This window comes from Paenibacillus sp. YYML68, from assembly GCF_027923405.1.
Classification (GTDB): Bacteria; Bacillota; Bacilli; order Paenibacillales; family NBRC-103111; genus Paenibacillus_G.
In genome coordinates, this window is sequence record NZ_BQYI01000001.1 from 4,742,774 (window position 1) to 4,764,881 (window position 22,108).

The 22,108-nt window shown below is 53.9% G+C and carries 10 protein-coding genes and 2 pseudogenes; 5 read left to right on the top strand and 7 right to left on the bottom strand.

What is annotated here, in order from left to right:
* Positions 1-26: 26 nt before the first annotated feature.
* The 3 genes and pseudogenes from PAE68_RS21290 to PAE68_RS21300 all read right to left on the bottom strand — a co-directional run bounded on the left by PAE68_RS21290 (position 27) and on the right by PAE68_RS21300 (position 4,425).
* On the bottom strand, positions 27-1,718 hold the full coding sequence (locus PAE68_RS21290) for a hypothetical protein (RefSeq protein ID WP_281890299.1): 1,692 nt from the start codon (positions 1,716-1,718) through the stop codon (positions 27-29).
* A gap of 708 nt (positions 1,719-2,426) precedes the next feature.
* Positions 2,427-3,992: pseudogene (locus tag PAE68_RS21295) on the bottom strand (IS3 family transposase).
* Positions 3,985-4,425, bottom strand: a complete 441-nt coding sequence (locus PAE68_RS21300) for a hypothetical protein (RefSeq protein WP_281890300.1) — start codon at positions 4,423-4,425, stop codon at positions 3,985-3,987. The pseudogene PAE68_RS21295 and the gene PAE68_RS21300 overlap by 8 nt, the downstream one beginning before the upstream one ends.
* A 16-nt stretch (positions 4,426-4,441) precedes the next feature.
* Here PAE68_RS21300 and PAE68_RS21305 point away from each other — a divergent pair, with 16 nt between their 5' ends.
* The 5 genes and pseudogenes from PAE68_RS21305 (at position 4,442) to PAE68_RS21325 (ending at position 9,476) form a co-directional block, all read left to right on the top strand.
* Positions 4,442-4,597, top strand: coding sequence for a hypothetical protein (locus tag PAE68_RS21305; RefSeq protein WP_281890301.1), 156 nt, complete (start codon positions 4,442-4,444; stop codon positions 4,595-4,597).
* A gap of 311 nt (positions 4,598-4,908) precedes the next feature.
* Positions 4,909-6,065: pseudogene (locus PAE68_RS21310) on the top strand (IS110 family RNA-guided transposase).
* 611 nt (positions 6,066-6,676) lie between these two features.
* Positions 6,677-7,231, top strand: coding sequence for a hypothetical protein (locus PAE68_RS21315; protein ID WP_281886586.1), 555 nt, complete (start codon positions 6,677-6,679; stop codon positions 7,229-7,231).
* A 71-nt stretch (positions 7,232-7,302) separates the two neighbouring features.
* Positions 7,303-8,688, top strand: coding sequence for a DDE-type integrase/transposase/recombinase (locus PAE68_RS21320; RefSeq protein ID WP_281889594.1), 1,386 nt, complete (start codon positions 7,303-7,305; stop codon positions 8,686-8,688).
* The gene (locus PAE68_RS21325; protein WP_281886590.1) at positions 8,685-9,476 is read left to right on the top strand and encodes an ExeA family protein; all 792 of its coding nucleotides are present in this window, start codon (positions 8,685-8,687) and stop codon (positions 9,474-9,476) included. Before PAE68_RS21320 ends, PAE68_RS21325 begins: the two co-directional genes overlap by 4 nt.
* 498 nt (positions 9,477-9,974) lie before the next feature.
* On the opposite strand, the gene rnhA is transcribed toward PAE68_RS21325, so the two are convergent.
* From rnhA to PAE68_RS21345, 4 genes are all read right to left on the bottom strand, one after another.
* Positions 9,975-10,646: a ribonuclease H gene (gene rnhA, locus PAE68_RS21330; RefSeq protein WP_281890302.1), complete on the bottom strand. Its 672-nt coding sequence runs from the start codon at positions 10,644-10,646 to the stop codon at positions 9,975-9,977.
* A gap of 42 nt (positions 10,647-10,688) precedes the next feature.
* Positions 10,689-12,470 carry a DNA helicase RecQ gene (gene recQ, locus PAE68_RS21335; RefSeq protein ID WP_281891179.1) on the bottom strand — a complete coding sequence of 594 codons (1,782 nt, stop codon included), beginning with the start codon at positions 12,468-12,470 and terminating at the stop codon, positions 10,689-10,691.
* 569 nt (positions 12,471-13,039) lie between these two features.
* On the bottom strand, positions 13,040-13,879 hold the full coding sequence (locus tag PAE68_RS21340; protein ID WP_281890303.1) for a glycosyltransferase family 2 protein: 840 nt from the start codon (positions 13,877-13,879) through the stop codon (positions 13,040-13,042).
* Between the two features lie 174 nt (positions 13,880-14,053).
* Positions 14,054-21,916, bottom strand: a complete 7,863-nt coding sequence (locus PAE68_RS21345; RefSeq protein WP_281890304.1) for an S-layer homology domain-containing protein — start codon at positions 21,914-21,916, stop codon at positions 14,054-14,056.
* Positions 21,917-22,108: the final 192 nt, after the last annotated feature.

Consider the following 22,108-nt stretch of genomic DNA (forward strand, 5'->3'; position numbering starts at 1 on the left):
TCAATTTCCACCACCCAAAATAAACTCTAGGAAAAGAGCGCCCTGATAAATGGAGCAAAGTTATCCCATGTCGTTTTTAAATCATTGGCTATAGGTTGCATATTTCCATTGTGTACATAGGCATTTAATGTTTCTGTAGACAACACACTATCAGAATTAGACACAGCGGTACGAACTGGTTTTAATTCGTATTTAGTAAGAATTCCGTTATCCTCCATATGCTTAGCTATGCCTTGAATCTTTTGCACTAACTTACTGTTCTTATTAACTGCTGTAATGCCTGCTTTTTCAATAAAGTAATCAATACTTAATTCAATAAAAACCCTCAGGGAAACTGACACTGCATTAGGGAATTCCTCAACATTTAGTCTCCGTAGTTCTAAGTATAAATTATTTATCCTCTTATTATCAATTTTCAAGCCTGCATTAGAAGGAATTAAAAATTTTCTTTTGGTGGAATGTGGATTACTTCTATTTCCTCCATTGCCTCCCGCAGCGCCACCGCCACTTCCGGCTCCTCCGCTGCCTCCCGCAGCGCCACCGCCACTTCCGGCTCCTCCGCTGCCTCCCGCAGCGCCACCGCCACTTCCGGCTCCTCCGCTGTCTCCCGCAGCGCCACCGCCACTTTCGGCTCCTCCGCTGCCTCCCGCAGCGCCACCGCCACTTTCGGCTCCTCCGCTGCCTCCCGCAGCGCCTCCGCCACTTCCGGCTCCTCCGCTACCTCCCGCAGCGCCACCGCCACTTCCGGCTCCTCCGCTACCTCCCGCAGCGCCACCATCACTTCCGGCTCCTCCGCTGCCTCCCGCAGCACCATTACCATTTCCGATGTCACTTGTTGAATCATCATCCTCATGATGGTATCCATCTGCCAATTTCCATTCTCTAATTGTTGTTTTTGTGACATCAGGAATTTCAAGCTCGTTAAATGTTGAAATGTAATCCATCCTGTCATTTTTGGCTTTAATATCGGTTACAGTGATGTTCTTTGAACTAATATCAATTATTAATTTTCGCAATCCCTTATTTATTTCACTAGGGAGCAACGAAGCAAATACTTCACCATTTCTTAGTTCTACACCCAAAAAGCTCCTTACATATGGATCTTTAATTAAACGATCTAGGTTAGTAAGAGAGAACTTTTGATGCCATTCCCCTGCTTCATCTTTAAGAATCTGATCATTCTTCATGTAATCTATAATCTGTAGTGATACGGAAGCTTTACCTCGTAGTAACTGGAACCTGTGAGTTGCAGTTGTATCCCATCTAACTGTGCCTTCGCCTTTTCCTTCGCCCGTATGTTTCAACTCTATCCAATGCAACGCATCATTCGGGTCTTCAAATGATACACAATCAATATCAATAATCATTTCATCTGTAAAGCTTTTCTTTAATTCCTCTACCTTCTTAGCTATGCTCTTAAACTCTTTGGGTATGAGTTTGGGTTCAATAAAAATTTTTAGCGCCGTTATTCTACGGTTCCCCTCTAAAACGATAAATCGTTCATCGTCAGAATAATCAGGTGTAACTATTGGTAGGTCTGACGGATTTACACCTTCAGTGAGAATATCTTTCAGCAGATATACTAATTTATCTTTTTGGTCTCCAATAATCTTCGCAATTATTTCGTGTTGGCTAGACACTGAATCAAACCTAGGGTTTTCAGTATTAATTATTAAATCTGAAATATTTATTCTAACTATTTCGTAATTCCTATCCACTTAAATGCCTCCATTTCTAGACAAAATATACATTTATTCTACATCAAAAATCGCACAAAAAACTGCTTTGACTAAATATTATTACTATAGCCTTACCTCACACTTCTTTGGAGTCCAATAATTTACTGGAGGGACTGCACCTTGAAAATCATTCGAACTCATCAAGACATTGAAGCCCTGCGCGATGCTAAGCAATTCTCAGCCGCGCTAATGTAGCACGTCGAATACTACTTCTTTCAATTTAGGGAAGAGTTGGACAGAAAGGATGGAAATCACTTCATTCTCGACCATCATCACCAAATTGTCCTGCTTGAAGCCTGCGACGACTTGGGGGCAGTCGCTTCACAAATTACTGGCAGCCTTATGGTAAGTGCGAACTTTATCTCAGCAGAGTACGTAGAGAAGCACAGACTTAGCGACGGTAGCAACATGTACAAAATCGCACTCATGCCCGACAATGAATGCATGACAATCATTTTCGCACAGGCTAGCATTCTGGAAGCGGGTATAGAAGACTTGCTACGATCTCGCTGCTCATCGACAGCCGACGAGCTCATTCTGCGCAAGCTAAAAGACACGTTCGAGTAAAATTCCGACAGCGAGACTGACAACGTTTGGGTAATGACCGCGACGACATCTCCTTTCGACACCGAAACGGTGTTTGTCAATATAGTTGTCGTGAATCTTTGAAAATTTAAATAGAGTCAATCAGGCTTGTGTCGCCGTTGTTGTAGCTATGGAGTGCTGGACTTTCTCGGGATTAAGATACACTCGTTCGTCTAGACTCCAGTTCCTTATCTTCCCGGACCACCGCCTTGGGTTGTCCTGTCTAGCTTGTTCGTACACTCGCTTTCTCTTCTCAAAAATCTGTTCAGCAAGCCCCTTATGCCTTTGGTTAGGGGTCAGGAAATTAAGCCCGCTGTGGTGATGCTCTGTGTTATACCAATGGACAAACTTCCGTACCCATTCACGGGCTTCTGTCGTCGACTTAAATCCATGTAACGGGTAGCTGGGGCGGTATTTGCAGGTGCGAAACACCGACTCGGCGTAAGGGTTATCGTTGCTGACACGCGGCCTGCTTTTGGAGGGCGTGATTCCTAGGCTGTATAACGTTTCAAGTAGAGTGGCACCCTTCATCGGACTCCCGTTATCCGAATGCAGGACCAGCGGCTCCTTGCGCACAACGCACTGTTCGCTCAGGACCGTTCGACGAACCAATGTGCTGGCATGCTCCGCGGCTTCTTCATTCCATACCTCCCAGCCTACGATTTTTCGGCTGAATAGATCCAGGATGAGATAGAGGTAGTAGAATAAACCTTTCACGGGACCAGGCAGCCAGGTGATGTCCCACATCCATACTTGGTTGGGCGCCACAGCACAATGGCTCGTTAACGGCTTCGAAACAGGCTTCTTACTGCGACCTCGATGGTGCTGCTGTCCATGAGCATGCATTACGCGATAGAATGTCGATTCGGACGCCATGTAGACACCCTCATCAGCCAATCGTGGTACGATTTGGCTAGGTGGAAGGCTCTTGTATGCCGGCTGATTCACGACCTCGATAATCTGTTGTCGTTCCACTTCACTTAGCTTGTGGGATGGGGCAGGCCTTACCGCATGCGGCCGTTGATCCTCTTGCGGTGCGCCCTCTTTGCGCCACCGCTGCAAGGTCCGCTGCGTTAATCCGATCTCTTGGCATGCCGCCTCTTCTTTGGCTCCAGCATCTACTGCTTCTTGGATCAGTTCCATGGCCATTCGTCGATCTGAGGCACTGATCATGCGTCCTCTTGGTCCCCCCAGATCGACTGTGCCTTTTTTCGCAGCACGAGAAGCGCTGCCGTTTCGGCTAGAGCAGCTTCCTTTCGTTTTAACTCCCGAGTGAGCGTCTTCATTTCTCGCTCTTTAGTTCGGAGTTCTTTTTGCAGCTGGGATGCCTGTTGGGCGAGTCCACCATTGGCTTGCATACAAGCATCCCGCCAAGCTTCAATCTGTTCTGCGTAGAGTCCTTTGGCACGACAGTATTCGGCCAGTTCGACTTCGCTCAACGTAGCGGTTTCCAGCACAATCGAAAACTTATCCCGACTACTCCATTTGTCGGGCTCTGCTCCGCCACCTGGAACGACAGCGCCGTTCGCTCGGGCTTCTTTTTTGCCACTTGTACAGCGTCCCTTCGGACAGGCCGCTGTCTCTTGCAATCTGACTCACGGATTCATTATGCGGGGGCATCATTCGTAGTTGTATGTTGCATTTCAATTCCTCACTGTATCTAGCCATCGTCCGTCACCTCTGCCTCTCTGGTTCTACTATACTTTTTATCGAGGGGTACGACAACTATTGTGACACAGGGGGCCACGAAACGGTCACAGAGGAGACGCTGCGAGATCTCTTTGCTAGATTCAGAGATTTCGTCACCAGCAAGAACATCCCAGAGATCAAGAAGTTCATCGCCAGCTACGTAGACAAGGTCATCATCTACAACGAACACGTCGAGGTGCTTTTCAAGCTCGATGCCGCTGGTGTCGCTATTGACGGTACTTTCGCTGAAGAATTTGCCGCCACCGCCGACAAGAGAGAGCTGTTTCGCCTCAACGTGGATGCTGTGTAACGCAATAAGAGGAGCCTGCCACCTTACTTCAGTGGCAGGCTCCTTAGTTTGTATCCATATTTGATCATCCTGTATAATTAATACTGGAAATGTAAATATCAATTTGAGGTGATTACTGTTGCAATATTCATTACTTGATAACGGTGTAGATTCTTTAAAAGCGGCTTATAACTGTATTATCAAAATACCTGAGCTAAGAGAAGGTTTAGAACATAACATAAAAGATGCTGTTCTTTCTTTAAATCACGCGGTAGAGAGATTTTATTTAAACTGATTCTTAGGGAACATAATGATTATCTGATATTCGTTGACCTAGAAAACAATCATGGCTTCCTCGCCACATCCCCGATATGAAAGTTGGGTTTAGCGTGACTGCCTAGTCCCCATACTGAGTAATACTGCGATTGGACAGAAATACGTGGCTCTTTTTGGTGGTTCGACCCTGTCTAGAAAACTGTGAGCATTCGTTATGTGAGCAACCCCGTGCTGGCTTCGGTACAAGAAGACCGAATGACCGCGGACAGAAAAATGGAGACTTCTAACGAATGCGCCAATCGTCAGTATCATTCGATTGGAGGTAGTTAAATGGAGATGTTAATTGCTCGGTGTGCCGGACTGGATGTGCATCAAGAAACCATTGTAGCTTGTGTCTTGACTGGCGAAGCGGATGAAGCACCACGCGCTGAAACACGCACTTTCCCTACGATGACTCGTGATTTGTTCTCCTTGATGACATGGCTCGAGTCCGAAGGTGTGACGCATATTGCCATGGAGAGTACAGGGATCTACTGGAAACCAGTGTACAACATATTGGAAGGGTACTTCGACATCGCCCTTGCCAATGCACAACGGATTAAGAATGTTCCTGGACGCAAAACGGATGTCAGCGATGCGGAGTGGATCGCTAAACTCTTGCGCGTAGGATTAATCGAGAAGAGCTTCGTGCCTACCGAGGATCTCCGAGAATTACGTGATTTAACACGTTTACGTAAGAAACGGGTTGGAAACTTGACCGCAGAGAAAAACCGCATTCAAAAAATGCTGGAAGCCTCCAACATCAAGTTGGGAACGGTTATTTCAGATGTGTTCGGCGTATCCGGACGCAATTTGCTGGAACGACTGGTCATGCAGGGCTACGTCGATCCGGATGATATTGAAGCCCGAGTACATGGCAACGTAAAACGTAATGTCGCTCGGGTGGCCGAGTCGCTCTTCGGAACGTTAAACAAGCACCAAATCTTGATGATTCGCAATTGCTGGGAGCATATTACCTTCCTCGAGCAATCCATCGCGTTGCTAGATGCAGAAATTGAGGTGCATCTTCAGTCCTATCAGGAAGCCTATCAGTTGATTCAAACGATTCCGGGCATAAGTGAGATTACCGCCGCAGCGATCATTGCCGAAATCGGAGTCGATATGGATCAGTTCCCAACGGCTGATCATCTCGCGTCCTGGGCAGGTGTGGCTCCGGGTAACCATGAGAGCGCGGGTAAAAAAAAAGTACACGAACACGTAAGGGCAATCCGCATGTGAAAACAGCTTTATGTGAAGCCGCTTGGGCAGCAACGAAGTGCCGAAAATCACAGTTGTCGGTTCGATTTTGGAAAATAGCTGCACGCCGTGGGAAGAACAAAGCCATTATTGCTCTAGCTCACAAAATGCTCACGATCATCTACATGATGTTAAAGACGAAGTCGACTTATATCGAAGGTGGACCTCCTGTCTCAAAACCTGTAGCTTAACAGTCTAGCCTATTTTAAGACTGATTATACATCACATCTCAAAAACGATGTGCCGGGCATCCTATTGCTATTTTTCAACTTTCTTCCAGAAAAAACGCTATTTCTTAAAGCAACTTCGACGTTCTAATGACACTGCTTTCAATAATCCTTTCACAGAAAAATATATTCGTGCAAAGGAAAAAATGCTTACTGAGGCGAAATCCAATGTCCTCGAAGCAAATCCTGATTTAAAAACAATCACAATGACAGATGCAATAAATCGTCTTGAATATCTCTGCGATATTCAGGTACCACAAGAACTAAAAGCTACAATCCATTATTTAAATAAGATTAGAAATCAGATAATGCACTATGTGTCGCCGCTCACTTCCAATGTCGGAAGATGGGCGGCTATTTCTCATATACGCTGACGGTACAGCAAGGATATAATTGGCGGAGGGGCAGCCTGAATGTGCCGACAATCATAAGGAGTTAAGGCGATTGACAAAAAAAACAGGGAGACGTCAAGGTTTGGCGGCCCCGTCTCCCTGTTCACCACAGCTTTCGCCTCTATTATCGTAGTGGATTGGGACATCGATGTAAAGAGCTATTTATTACGATGCGAGGACGGCTTGCCGGAAGCCGACCGGCCTGTCGGATGCAAGCACTGTCACTCCGAGCGCAAGCCGCATCGGCACGGGAAGTTTACGCGTATGCTGTACACGCTGGAGGAGGCGCTCTCCATCCCTATATTCCGTTTTCGATGTCCAGACTGCGAGCGTGCGATTAGCATCGTGCCTTCTTTCGTGGAGCGGCATCATCAGGCAGCGGTCGATGTCAAGGAGACCGTCGTCCTCGCGGGAGAGGATGGCTTGAGCTTGTCTGAGATCGCAGCAGAAAGCCAGGCGTATGCGGGCGGACCCTACGCCGAGAAGACGCTATGGCGATGGCGTCGATGCTGGGAGCAGCGTCGAATTGCGCAAGAAGCTCGGGTGTGGGCAACGCTTTTTCATGAAGGCATGGATGCGGCCTTACCTCGCGAACGCCGCTCTGCCTGGAAGGCGCTGTGGGCCGCTTGGCGTCAGCTTGAACGCCCGGGCAGGCTCCTTTCTGTCTTCTTGCGAATGGAACGCTCATTTCAGGTGACGGTAGGCCCACTTCATCCCACAAAAGCTGGGTATGGCTGAGGGTGCCTCTTTCCCCTCACAATGGACGGAGGATACCCTGTACCCATGAACATGCTGAAGGAGGATGAACCATGTCTCATCAGATTACAAAGGAACAGATTGCCCTAGCGCGGTATGCGCTTATTGCCCCCATCGTCAGCCGTCAAACCCCGCTTGCGCCGGGGGAGCTGGGAGCGTGGCTTCGCGAAACCGCAAGCCGCATGTACGAGCTTCCCGGAAGTCGTCGTCAGCAGGTCAGCGTTCGGACGCTGGAACGGTACCTAGAAGCGTACCGCAAGGGGGGATGGGAGGCGCTGATGCCGCGCGAGCGAGCAACAGACGGACGTACCCGGCTGGCTCCAAGCTTACTGCAGCAAGCCATTGAGCTGCGACGGCAACGGCCAGCTCGCAGCGTGGAGCAGCTGATCTTCCTGCTCGAAGAGAGCGGAGCAGCCGCCCCGGGCCAAATCGCCGTTAGCACATTAGCCAGGCACCTCAGACGAGCTGGCGTCAGCCGCGGACAAGTCATAGAAGCGAGTTCGGCTCAGACGTTTCGCCGCTTTGAGGCGGAAGATATATTAGAGCTGCTGCAGGCAGACTTCAAGCACTTCGTCTACTTGCCTGATCCGAAGGAGCCGAAGAAGAAGCGAAAGACCATTCTGCTGGCCATCCTCGATGACTACAGCCGATACGTGGTGCAGGCTCAAATCTATTGGGACGAGCAACTGCCTCGGCTAGAGGACAGCTTGAAAAAAGCAATCCTCCGTCACGGCATTCCGGAGATGTTCTATTGTGACAACGGCTCCGCTTTCTCGGCTCACCATTTAGCCCGTATTTGCGGGCGGCTCGGCATTGAGCTTCGGCATAGTAGACCTTACCGGCCTCAAGGTCGTGGGAAGGTAGAGCGTCTGTTCCAGTTTGTCGATAGCAGCTTCCGCCCCGAGGTGCAGGCGCTCATCGACCGGGGAGAAGTGACGACGCTGGAGGACGTAAACCAAGCGCTTCGCAGCTGGCTGGATGGTTACTACCATCTCCGCGTGCACAGCAGCACGAAACAGACGCCGCATGAACGCTTCGAGGCAAGCACGAAGGCGCGCAAGCGCAGGCCGCTTACCGAGTTGAATGAGATGTTCCTATGGGAAGAGGAGCGCACCGTAGACAAAACCGGCTGTATCCAGCTGTCCGGTAACACCTATGAGGTCGACAGCGAGCTTGCCCGTAAGCGAATCGCGCTTCGATACGATCCGTACGACTTGACAGAGCTGCAGGTCTGGTTCGAGGGCAAGCGATACGCCGATGCGGTGCCGATCGATCTGAAAAAGCGTCGCAAGCGCAAGCCGGATGAAGTGAAGCCTGTAGAGGTCGAGACGTCGGCGGAGACATTGTCGTTCGTTGAGCTTGCCGAGAAGAAGCGTCAGGCGCAGTGGGAGCAAGATGAAGTGAGCTATGCACAGCGTCAAGGTGGTGAGGTGCGATGACACGACGTCCCTTTACGCGCGAGGTGGAGCCGTGCTACGAGTTTCAAGGACACCGGGAAGCGTACGCCCGACTAAGCATGGCGGTCGAGAACCGGCTGCTCGGTGTCTTGACCGGTGAAGTGGGCAGCGGAAAATCCGCTCTATTGCGGCGTTTATTCCGATCGCTGGACACGATGCGCACGCATCCGATCTACATCAGCATGGCGGACCTGAAGCCAAGAGACTTTTACGGACAGCTTCTGGCGCACGTCGATGAAGAGGCCCCTTACTCCGTCGCGAAGGCGCGTCGGTTGTGGGGCGAGGTGATGTCTCGGCGGGAGGCGCAGGGAGAGCGCAACATTCTCGTCGTCATCGACGAAGCTCACGAAATGAACGAAGCGATGCTGCTGGAGCTGCGCTTTGTGATGAGTCACCAGATGGATGCGAGGTCGCTATTCCCTGTACTGCTTGCGGGTCAGCCGGAGCTACGGAAGAAGCTACGCTTGAAGAAGTATGAGTCGATTAGCCAGCGCATCGGCATCCAGTACCATCTAAGCGGGATGAGCCGTGAGGAGACGGCGGGCTACGTCCGTCATCATATGGGAGCGGCTGAGCTGCAGCGGCCTGTGTTTTCCGACAGTGCGATCCAGATGCTGCACGCAGCAAGCCAAGGCATCCCACGAGTGGTGAACCAAATTTGCAGCCAAGCGCTCTATGACGTCGAGCGTTCGGACGCCGAAGTAGTCGAGGATGGGCACATTGGGCGTGTGCTGTCTGATATGGACCGACAGCGAGGGACGGCGGGATAACCGCCGTTTTTCCGCTACTGCGATAATTGGCGTTAGCATTCTCAATGGAGTGACGTGGCTGACGCACAAACGCTCACGTCATTGGCGGTGATGATTGCACCGACAAATTACGTGAGCGTTGACACTATGAAGTTAATCTCACAACCGAAGAAGTAGCGGAATTAAACGGAAAATTAATAATCTGCTACGAAACAGCCTTTGAGTTTATAGAAGAACATGTAGAAAATTTTGATGAGCTTGTAACTTCCGCAAGATTTGAAATTACTGAAGAACAATACGAGTCAGAAATGATGGAGCATTACGCAGAGGTTATGCGTGATCAAATGATCTAAATTATAATATTTAGAGACAAAAAGGAGCCTGCCACTATTCTTCAGCAGCAAGCTCCTTTTCGTTTTGTGGATTTGGCATATGGAGACGAACCAAGCCAAACCCCTGTCCATAAAATTCAACCAGAATTCACAGGATGGGGTTGTTGCACTACTGCCCCCTCCCCCACTACTTCCTCCCATAATCCGCCTTAATCTCGCCCCATGCCTTCGTGTTCCACTTCAGCACCTTATTCGGATACGTATTGTTCCGCAGCCATGCCTCCGCTCGGTCTACCAGCTCCCAGATCTCGCGCGTAGACGCGTCACGCGGCAGCGTCGAGGCGCACTTCTTGTTGCGCACCCAGGCGAGGGCGGTAATCGAATCGCTATAGACAGTCATGTGGCTGTCGATCTTCTTCAGATGCGCGAGTCCGTGCACGACAGCGAGGAACTCGCCCATGTTGTTCGTCCCCTTCGAGATCGGCGGGTGCTCGAACACGACCTCGCCCGTGCGCGTAAATACGCCCTTGTACTCGACGACGCCCGGATTGCCGCTGCAGCCGACGTCGACGGACAAGCTATCGAGATCCGCTTCTCCGGCCTCCTCCTTACGCGAAGCGCCAGTGGAGCGTCGGCTCCCACTCGAGGAGCCTCCGCCCGCCGAGGACGCGCTCTTCGCGGCCGAGCTGAACGCCTTCTTCCAGCCGACAGCCAGCATGCGGCGCGCCTCCTCCTCGGTCTCGTACGACTTGAACTTCGCCTGCGGGTAGCCGTTCGTCTGCGCTTGGCACTCGGCCCATGTGCTGTATACGCCCGGCTGCTTGCCTTCCCAGACGACGTAATATTTTGACTTCGCCACGTTGCTCCCCCTCTATTCTATCCTGCAATCCACGGCCCTCTGCTATTGTTGCTCCTGCCGCTGCTTGAAGTATTCGATGAAATACGCCCCATATTTGAAAAATTTCGCCTCGCCCACGCCCTTAATCTTGAGCATCGCCGCCGGGTTCGTCGGCTGCACCCCGCACATATCGCGCAGTGTGCTGTCCGGGAAGACGATATATGGCGGAATGCCCTCGCGCTTCGCAATATCCGAGCGCAGCTTGCGCAGCTCGTCGAACATCTCGGCCTCGACGTCCTGGATGACAGGCGCCACAGGCTTGATGCGAATGCGCTGCACGACGCGCTCCGCCCCGGCGAGCACGCTGCTAGCCTTCGGCGACAGCTTGACGACCGGGAACTTGCCCTCGCTCAGCTGCAAATACCCTTCGGCCACGAGCAGCTGGATCATGTCGACGATCTCCTTCTCCGTCCGCTGCTTCATGAGCCCGTACGTGCTCAGCTGGTCGAAGCGGAAGTCGAGCACCTTCTTGTTGCGCGACCCCTTCAGCACCGACGCGACCAGCGTCACGCCGAACCGCTCACGCATGCGCCGCACGCAGGAGAAGATCTGCTGCGCCTCCAGCGTCATGTCGGTCAGCTCCATGTCCGGACTCGCACAGTTGCTGCACTTGCCGCAGTCCTCCTCCAGCTCGCCGCCGAAGTAGCGGACGATGTATCGCTGCAAGCATTGCGGCGTATGACAGTAGTCGGCCATCTGCTGCAAGCGACGGTATTCCTGCGCCTGCCGCTGCGGATCTGAGATCGACTGCTCGATCAGGAACTTCTGGATCAATATATCTTGCGGGCTGAACAGCAGGAAGCAGTCACTCGGCTCGCCGTCACGACCTGCGCGTCCGGCTTCCTGGTAGTAGGCTTCCATATTTTTCGGCATATTGTAGTGGAAGACGTACCTGACGTTGGACTTGTCAATGCCCATACCGAACGCATTGCTCGCCACCATGACGCGCACCTCGTCGAACAGGAACTGCTCCTGCATCTCGGCGCGCTCCTTATCCGTCATACCTGCATGGTACTTGCCTGCCGCCACCTTCTGCTTCTTCAAAAACTCGCACAGCTGGTCGACCTCCTTGCGCGTCGCCGCATATACGATCCCAGCCTCACCCTTATGCTCGCGAATGTAGCTGAGCAGCACGTCCCGCTTGTTCTCGCCCTTCACGACGTTAAACGACAGGTTCTCCCGGGCGAAGCCGGTAACGAAGACGCCCGCCTGCTTCAGCTTCAGATGCTTGACGATGTCGTCGCGCACCTGATCGGTCGCCGTCGCCGTGAACGCCGCCATGAGCGGCCGCTGCGGCAAGTACGAGACGAGCTCGTTAATACGCATGTAGCTCGGGCGGAAGTCGTGTCCCCACTGGGACACGCAGTGCGCCTCGTCGACCGCCACCATCGGCACGGTCAGTCCGCTCAGCAGCTCGAGGAACCGCTCGGACTCCAGCCGCTCGGGAGCGACGTAGAGCAGCTTGTATTCGCCGCGCGCCGCCTTGCGGATGCGTGTCTCGACCTGGCTGTAGGACAGCGAGCTGTTAATATACGTAGCCGGGACGCCGATGCTGTCCAAGCTGTCGACCTGATCCTTCATGAGCGAGATGAGCGGCGAGACGACGATCGTCGTACCGCTCATGAGCAGCGCGGGCACCTGGTAGCAGATCGATTTACCCCCACCGGTCGGCATAATGCCGAGCGTGTCTCGTCCTTCGAGAATGCTGGCGATAACACCCTTCTGTCCGTCGCGAAAATCCGGATAGCCGTAATACTTACGCAGTAGCTCCACCGCCGCCTCCATCGTGCGCGGTCCGTCCACGTCAGGCAGCTGGTGCTGCACAGCACGCGGGGCCGGGCGCGAGGCACGAGTCGGGGCATCGCCTATGCCCCACTCCAGCTGCGCCTCATCCAGCGGCGACTGCGTCCCGCGCTGCGCTGTGCGCCCGGCGCGGGGCGCTTCGCCCACGCCCCACTCCAGCTGCGCCTCATCCAGCGGCGCCTGCGTCCCGCGCTGCGCCGTACGCCCGGCGCGGGGCGCTTCGCCCACGCCCCACTCCAGCTGCGCCTCATCCAGCGGCGCCTGCGTCCCGCGCTGCGCTGTGCGCCCGGCGCGGGGCGCTTCGCCCACGCCCCACTCCAGCTGCGCCTCGCCCGCGCGCGCACCCGGGCGCTGCCCGTCGCGCATACCACGCGACGCCGCAGCGCCTGCTCCGCCCGCCTCCGTCCGAGGCGGCGCCTTCCTTCCCTGCGGCGGCCCGTCCGCAGGCTCGTCCCACGCCTCCGGCGGCGAGAGCGTCTCCGCGCCTCGCTGCTCATTTTCCCCCTCGGGCGGCGCCTCGAGGTCATCAAATCCGTTCCAATCGTACACGTCTAGTCCTCCTTCCGATCATAGGCCAAGGCCAGCCTCGACACGAACGGCTCACCGTCCCACAGCACCGTCGTCTCGGCGCGACGAGCCCGCATATCCGGCTCCTCCAGCAGCGTGAAGAAATTCGCCGAGGGCAGCTCGCCGAGCCCGTGCTTCTCGCACAGCTTGTCCAAGTAGTGACGCCGCGGCGGCGCGTCCACCTCACGGGAAATATTATCCCCCGTCTCCCCGTATGCGTAGAGCGCGCTGGCAACAGGCACCCGTCGCACCCGATCATGCTGTGCTACTCTCAGGTAGAAATCCCAATCCCAATAGTTGTACAGCTCCGCATCGAACGGCCCGAGCCGCTCATGAAGGCTAGCCCGATACAGACAGCCCGAGCTGACGAACGTCGAGAACGTGCGCATCGCCGCCAGATCGGACTCATACGCGAACACGAACCGCTTCGTCGCCCGACGTGTGCCGTTCACCACTTCATAGTCGAATATTTCCACATCCGAATAGACCAGATCGTAGTCCGCAATCGCCTCGAGCATCGTCTCCAGATGAGTCGGCAGCAGCAGGTCGTCATCGTCGCACAGCATAATGTATTCGCTCTTCACCTCGGCCAGCGCCCGATTGCGGGCATGCACATGCCTTGCGTTACGCTCCATATTCAGCACCGTCACCGTCAGCTCCGGGTACAGCTCGACCACAGCATCGACGGGCTCGCCTGCATCGTTAACAATATAGATATGCATATGCGAATACGTCTGACGGCTTAACGCCTCCAGCAATTCGCACAGTGCCCCAGGCCGATTATACGTCGGCACGATCACGGATACGAGCAGCTGCTCCTTCATTCGGCTTCCCCCTGCCTGTTCATTCCAACTGAATCCTACCCACAACTATACCGAAAAATAGGCTCGAGGAAAACTCATACCTTCGCCACCGCTCAAGCACAGAAGGCTACCTCTGCTCTCAACAGCCAAGCTGTCGAAAGACAATAGGTAGCCTTCTACTAGGTATCCATTCAATTATGGCTTGAAATGCGTATCCGTTTCTCTCAGCGCTTCAATTAAGCCGATTGCCCGCATCGCCCGGAAGAGTATGGCAGCTCCTTCCGCTCGAGTAGCATTGGAGGCCGGCATGAAACGGTGCATGGAATCTCCATGCATCAGCTCTAGCTCCCGGGCCAGCTCGGCATATCCAATGGCCCAACCGGAAATGTCATCCCCGTCCGCGAAATCAGGCTCAGCCCCTCTATCCGTAAGCTCATCCGCGTGAGCCTGCGCCTTCTTCTCTAACCCTAACGATCGGATGAACATAGCGGCAAGCTCTTCCCGGCTGACTGAATCGTTCGGACGGAACCTTCCCTCATCCCCTTGAATCCAACCTGCAGCGGTCGCTTGACGAACATAGTCGAAGTACCAGTCCTTCTCCGTCACATCCTCGAAGGGCGGAACCGCCGCCGAGTTGGCGGAAGCCTGCGCTGCGATCTTCGCCTTCAGTTCGGCTGTCCCCATCGTCTCGACCAGCAGCTTAACCGCTTCTGCACGCGTCAACGACTCGGAAGGCATGAACAAGCCGCCCCCTCTGCCGTGAATCATCGTCCGAGCTGCCAGCACCTCGACCGTCTCTCTCGACCAGTGCCCGTCAAGATCCGCGAATCGTACGTCAACAGTCAGAAGCGCGTACACACCAGGCTCGGTAATCGCAGTGGTCACTCCGCCGTCTTCAAGGTCAAGCACACCTCCCGAGTACGTCCAGCTCTTCAGGCTGTCGTCCCACTTGAAGATGCCGAGCTTGCGCAGGTCGAAGCCTTTACCCGCGTCCGGCGCATAGCGCAGCGTGAGTGACATTGGCTTGCTGAACGTGTCTGCCTCATCATCCGTATCGATTCGGAACAGATCACCGAAGCTTCTTAGCGGCGCTTTCACGGCCGCTCTCTCAGGCGCTTCCCCCTCCAGCTTACGGACGGTAATGACACTGCCTGGCTTCAGAACACCTTCAGGCAACGCCAGCGACACAGCTCCTTCGAAGCCGGTCCACTTGAGCGGACCACTGCCGACCTCTGCGGTTTGCTTGTTGTCATCAGGTGAAGCCGTACCTATACTTCCCCCAGACCCAGACCCAGGCTCATCCTCAGGCTCGTTAGCTGGCTCCTTCGTACTGCTCTCGACCAGAACGCCAGTAGATTCATTCCAGTACGTGTCCACGGTGGACACCTGAATCTGGTAATCAGTATTGATTTCGAGCTGTTCCACCACAATTTGCTGCTCGCCAGGCGCTACAAACTTCGGCTCGCTGAATGCCTGCTCTCCACGCTTGCGCCATGCGACCATTACGCTGCGCAGGTCCGCATCAGAAGGATCGCGCCACGCCACAGCCAGCGATTGCCCGGCCACACGCCGAGCTGTCACAGCGGTCACCTCCGCTGTCGGCGTAGTATCCATAATCAATTCCTGCTCAGCCAGAGTAGCCGCTCGAACGACGAGGCCTTCAGACTCCATATCATTGGCTCCAACCGTCGTCAGCTTCAATTCGTAAGCCACTCCCGCTTCCAGCCGCTCTAGCCCGTAAGAGAGCTCCCCTGGGGCAAGCTCTATCGGCTGACCATACTCCGCCGCACCTTCCTTACGCCAATACAACCTGAACGCCTTCACCCATGGCGAAGCATCCGCCTTCCACATGGCGACCATTGAACGGGAGGCTCCAACCGCCTCCAGCTCTCGAGCCGCTTCCTTCGGAGGAGCATCACCTGCAACAATCGTTACAGGCAGCCACTCCGAATCCAATACAGACACACCCGAATAGCTCAATGCGCCGGGAGCTGCCATGAAGCGGTAATCAGCACCCTCTGTTAAGCTTACGTTCGGCACATAGCGATAATACTTAGAGACCAGCGTACCGTCCGACATCGCTTCAGCGCCAACTGCCTCGACGCGGCCCGCGACCGGCTCGCCAAGCCCTGTCTCCAGAAGCAAGGTATCGTCCGTAATCGTACTTACCTTCATAGGCTTGCTGAACGCAATCCTCAAGCCTAATACATCGTCACCCTCCACCTTCTCCACTTCCGGAGGCAAATAGGTCACCAATGGGATATTGACATCGAAGTGCGGAGGAAGGACAACCAGCTCTTCACTGTATGCCGTCTCGTAGCCCGGCTTCTCATATTGCACCCGCCACTTGCCCTCCGGCACATCCCAGCCGTAACGGCCCTGCGAATTGGTGACCAGCGGATTCGTCTGCATATACCACTCCGCGTCCCAGAACAGCCACTCTCCCGACACAGGGTCCTGCTGATACAATGATGCCACAACGCCTTCCAGCCGATTGCTCGGCACTGCCTCATATACATAACCGCTAGGATCGTAAATCCAGTTTGGATCGGCGACCAGGTTTTCCTTGTCGTGCCGCTCCATTTCCTCCTTCTCCTCTGGCGTTCTGCAGCGATCGATAGCTCCTGCCGCTGACATACGATCCCGCCACTCTTGATCCTTCTTGAACTCCTCCTTCAGCTCATCGAGCCGGTCCTTCCAGTTGTTCTTTACGGAATTACCAAGCGCTAGAAGACCTTCGGAAACTCCGAAGCCCAGGATCGGCGGAATCGGAAGATGCGTAGCGACAAGAGCAAACCCAGTAATCGTATTTTTGGCTATCAAGTCGGTGCTCGCTTGATCGAACAACAGATTGGTCATGTTGATATAATGACTCCGGGTCGGTCCATGACATTCATTCGCGATGACATAATCCTGGAAGGCGAGCAGTTCATCCGCATAATCGGTGAAATCCATCGCATCTGTCACATAGCTTCTCAAATTGTTGGCGATGTCCAACACCTTGGCATTTAAACTATCCGGGAAAGCCGTCGTCAAGCCGATGACGATCTGGTCGACATCGTCCTTGCTATGCCCCTGGACCAAAGAAGCAAGCACTGCCTTCTCCCTAGGCGTCAGCAAGCTTTCCGAGATCGTAGCTTCAGTCCGAAGCTCCACACCTGTGCTCGTCGTCTTGAGCTCGCTCTTCACATTGCGGTATGGCTTGCCGCTGCCGTCTCCCTTCACTCGTCTTGCTGTGATGCGCATGTAACCAGCATACTCCTCGCTGTTGCCCATCTTGAACTTGATCAAGGGAGAATTGTACGCGCCGTCGGTCGGATCGCGCAGAGCCTGAGCGCCGAGATGCACGGCCCCCTCAGCTTCCTCTGCGATCTCATATTCCGCCAGCCTCCAGGCATCAGGCATTGCAGCTACAGCCGCCTCCAGATCAGCTGTGTCCGGCTTAGGCAATGGCGCTGGCTCCAGAGGCGCCACATCGTACGTTACATAAACCCCTCCGAGCTTCGAAGCCCCCATCGGGGTAACGACCTGAAACTTATCTTTAGCCGGCACGTACACCGCAGGCACTTCGTTCTTCTCGAATTGAACGCGCACATTAGACACCCGAGAGTTGTCATTGAATTGGATTTCGAATAGGAGATGGCGTCCCATATCAGCGACAAACGGGAATCGCGCCACACCGTTCCGGGGATCAAAGCTATACGTGCTGCCTTGAGACACCATCTTGATGCTGGTCACTACCGGATGATTCTTGTCGTAGGAGACGACGACTGGCTCGGAGGTAACCGATTTCTCGCCATCCTCCATAACCGCCGTTAGATGATGCCGTTCACCATCGCCCCATATCCGTTGTTCGGGCTTCGGAGGAAGCTTCACCTTGGCCGACCATAGACCGCCGCTCGTTGCCTTCGCCTCACCGATCAGATTCTGTCCGGAATAAATCAGCACGCGGCTGCCCGCAATGGCACGCCCACTCACCGGCACATGCTCATCAGCCACTCGGCCCGGAGCAATCATGGTAACTTCAACCGGGTAGATATAGGCGCGTCCCACGACTTCTTCCCTCTGCTCTGCTGAGCTCGCCGATTGATACGCAATGGCGAATTGAACAGCGCTGCGCTCCTTCTGAGTCAATGACAGCTTCAGTCTATATACGACCGCACCTGATGCTCCGGGCTGCAGATTGCCGATGGGTATTTCATAAGCGCCGTCCTCCCGTTGAATCGGTTCGACTGGTGTACCGTTCCATACAACGCTGCCCGCAATTAATTCAGCACCGAAGGGCACCGGCACAATCAGCTTGGCATTCGTGACGGAGCTGCTCTTCGTATCGAGACGGTAGCTGCCGCGCAGCGTCACGCTTTCGCCCGACATAGCCTCACTTCGCACGAGCAGCCCATTGCCCGGTACGCCATAGAACAAGTCTGCCTGATCCCGCAGCACGATAGGCGGCAGCTCCAGAAGCTGTCCGTCCGTCATCTCTACCTCGTAATATTGCACGATCGCTGTTGGATAATAAGGTGGTACGTTGTAGTTCCGTAGTGTCTTTTGTATGCGAAGGCGCAGTTGACCCGTCTCGGGGAGAGACATGTCAATCCGCCCCCCTGTTGTAACAGGAGCTCCGATCAACGTTTTGTATTTTCCGTCTACCAGCTTCTCGACGACAACGTTCACAAAATCAATATTGTTGTAATTGACGATTGAGCTCGTAATTCTGCCCTTCTCTTCAATCTCCAGCCGCACGCTCCCTCTCCGATAGCTATCGAGCACAGTCTCTTCGCAGTCGGAGGTTAAGCCGTTCCTCGCTCCGTTCATGCACACGGTGATCCGATCACCTGCAACACCTCGGAAGCTCCATACATTATTATAAATGATGGATTGGCTCAAATAAGATGAGTTGCTGCTCTTCAAGCTCATGCCATAATCCTGAGCCGTCCTGCGCTCCCAAATATCGATATCATCCCATGTCCCATTTACACGCTTTACCTGGGCATCGACCTCGACTCGTGCAGCTCCTAATGTTGTTACCTCCATATTATGAGGAGTAGCTTTGCCCGATTCTACATTGACGGTTGCTCTGCTGCCCTGATACAGGGGCGGAATAGTCCGTTCGACATGGACTTGATATTGGCCGGCAGGGGCCGACAAGGCATACACGCCATTCTGATCGCTTTCGACAGCCGCCACAATCCCGCCCAGCAAGTAGTTAATCAGCTTGACCGTTACCCCTTGTACCGGGTTGCCCTCCGAATCGGTCACAACCCCCTCCACGATGCCGTCCGGCACTAGAGCTACCGGCACCGTCAACAGCTGACTCCCCGGCGACAGCACCACGTCGCGCGGCTCGGAAGGGAGATACAGCTGCGGCACAATAACCTCAATGCGCCAGGCTTCACCTGCCCGACGTGTACCCGGCAGCTTGAATATACCTTCCCATGTAGATGGCGGCAGCTGCACTTCCCCCGTTGTCTCATTCAAGAAACGCACCTTAGCCCCTGGAATTGGCTGTCCGGATGATCCCTCAACCTTAACCTCTAACGAGGCAAAAGGGACAGGGGATAAAGTAACTGCCGTACGCTGCCCCTCAACAACCGCAGTCCCTGCTTGCTCCAGAAGGAGCGCACCCCTGGCATCGCGCAGAGACAGCGTATACGCATCGGCAGCAGGCAGCGCCAGCTTATAGATGGCAGCCTTATCGATGCGAACACTTGCACCTTGGTGGTTTGCGTTAACAGCAGTAAGGAATGCATTCTGAAGATGAGACAAGTAGGTCGCATCCAGTGTTACCTCCAGCTCCCCTGCCACGCGCAACGGCAGCTTCTCCCCGTCTATGTCCCGGAATACGCGATCGTCTTCAAGATCCTTAACCCGAACGCCGGTCAGCAGCTGAGCGCCTTCCGGTAATGTCCATGTCCCTTGATACACGCCGGGGGCATCAAGGCGTTCGCTCAGTGCCAGCTCGCTTACCCGTTGACCTTGTGCTGCCACGTACGTGACCGAAGCCCCTAACTCCCTCCCCGGACCGGCGGTGGCTGTGATGGTTACGCTGCTACCCATACGAATGGCACCTCCCGAAGGAGCTTGCACGGATAGAAGCGCCCTCGTAATGCCATTCGGTGGAGGAGGCGGCTCCTGGTCGCAGTTGTCTGACAAACAAACAGAGTACAGCTGCGCATCATCCCCCAGTACGAACACCGCTTTCTCCCCGTCACCGCTTAGCATCGCACTCCTTGTCATCTGGCTGCGGTGTCCCAAATAAGTGTAGGCTTCTGAACGCCAATCAAATCGGATGGCGCCCCAAGGTGAATTGAAGGGACCCGTCGAAGAGCCTTCGACAGGATTACGGTTGTAATACGTAAGTGCGATGTAGCGGCCGTCTGCGCTCAAGCTAGGATTTCCTAAAGATATCGTGCTAGAGAGCTGCGTCGATCGGTACATGGCAACAGTCTCACCGCTCTCTCTATCGTGGATATAAATCCGCTGATGCTGGAATCGAAGTCCCCCCGTAAACGCCACGTATCTCCCATCGTGGGAGACACTAAGTTGTCGAACCTCAAAGGGCTCACCCTGATCATTTTGCACACGTATCCGCTCCGTCGTACCGCTTGTCACGTCATACATGAATAGCTCCGATACCGGGTAAGGACCTGCTTCAGGGGCTTCTGTAGAAGTCGCTATGAAATAGATATAACGCCCATCCCCGCTGAGTACAGGACTTCCGTATGCTTCAAACATCTCGGAGCCGTCCATCACCGGCGTAATCCGTTTCATCGTCTTGGAAGCTGCGTAATACAAGAACACGTCGTTCTTCTCGTCCGTATCGCCTTCCACAATGCCGTCCGCATCAGACAGGAACGCGAGCAGTCCTCCGTCGGCGCTTAAGGACAAGTCATTCATCGAGGCTCTTGCCACATCTGTCACGGAGTCAGTTATACCGGACTTCCGGTCCAACCATACAATATTACTGCTTGTATCCACAAAGGCCACCTTGCTGCCATCCGCGCTGACAGCCAGCTTCCCTCTTCCACTGCGGTACCTGGACTCCGCATCCGCGAGTCTGTCCACCTTCTCTTCTCGTTCATCATAGACATAGATTCCAACCTGTTCTTCCGCATCGGGAAGATTCGGTGAGTTCGAGAAGAATAGAACCGTGCGCCCGTCCTTGCTAAGCACCGGACTCGCGACCACGTACTCGTACCCATTCTCTGAGGGAACAGAGGCAATCTTCACGGCTCTGCTATGGAAGGTTGCGCTTGATACGGGATAAGGCTCCGAGCGGTTACCCGCTTCATCGACGGCAATGATTCCATAATGGAACAGCTCCATCTCGGGCAGGCCCGCATCCACATACACGAGCTCCTCTGTCTCAGCGATCGCCTCTCCATTGCGATTCACAATGTAATATGCGATCGACGGATCAGTCACTACCTCACCGGAAGGCCCCTCCATCAGCGGCGGCTCCCACTCCAGTACAATATGATCGGCCTCTCCGGGATTCGCTGTAACTCCAGCCGGTGCATTGGGCGGAATGGAGTCGTATATGATCGTCTGGGTGGGGGTTGCTTCGCTTCGCTCTCCATTCCTTTCGGCGTATGCCGTAATTTGATAGCTGCCTTGAGACACGAATCCGATCCCAATGCTGAAGGTCGACATGCCGGGCTCCTCCGAAGGTCCCGTCGCCACTCCCTTATACGACTCTGGGTACCCATTGCCGGAATCGACAGCTACCATTACTTCGGCATCCGTTATGGCTGTCCCAGTCACTTGTATGCTGTGCTCCCTTACATATGCCGGAATCGGGTTAAGTATAGGAGGCGTAAGTACCGCTTCGGCTAATTTCGCACCTTCGTTCTCATCCATAATGAGCTCAGTAAAGGTACCATGCGCTTGCTCTGCTTCCTTCAAATCCCCTTCTATACTGGTGTCGGCATAGCTTCCGGTGGGCAGCATGCCTGTTAGCAGACCTGCAATTAATAACAGGCTGATTACACGTCTGCCTGCCCTCCTCGCCCAGCCCTTTCCTCGGCCGGTCCTTCCTCGCTCCAACGCCTCACTCATCATAACCATCTCCTCTATTGCACATTTCAAAGAAATCTACATCCTCCAACTTGTAGCTGCACCCACAGTATAAGAAATTGGAGATCATGCATATAGTTACAACTTGTCATTCTTATTGTCATTTCACTACCGCTATTGCCAACTTATGCTGTTATGCTACAATGAATCATACATCATCGAATGACAGACTTA

Bases quoted from the DNA above. Each gene is read 5' to 3' on its own strand.
- PAE68_RS21320 (WP_281889594.1), top strand. From the start codon at position 7,303: ATGTCTCATCAGATTACAAAGGAACAGATTGCCCTAGCGCGGTATGCG.
- recQ (WP_281891179.1), bottom strand. From the start codon at position 12,470: ATGGAGGCGGCGGTGGAGCTACTGCGTAAGTATTACGGCTATCCGGAT.
- PAE68_RS21340 (WP_281890303.1), bottom strand. From the start codon at position 13,879: ATGAAGGAGCAGCTGCTCGTATCCGTGATCGTGCCGACGTATAATCGG.
- PAE68_RS21325 (WP_281886590.1), top strand. From the start codon at position 8,685: ATGACACGACGTCCCTTTACGCGCGAGGTGGAGCCGTGCTACGAGTTT.
- PAE68_RS21345 (WP_281890304.1), bottom strand. From the start codon at position 21,916: ATGAGTGAGGCGTTGGAGCGAGGAAGGACCGGCCGAGGAAAGGGCTGG.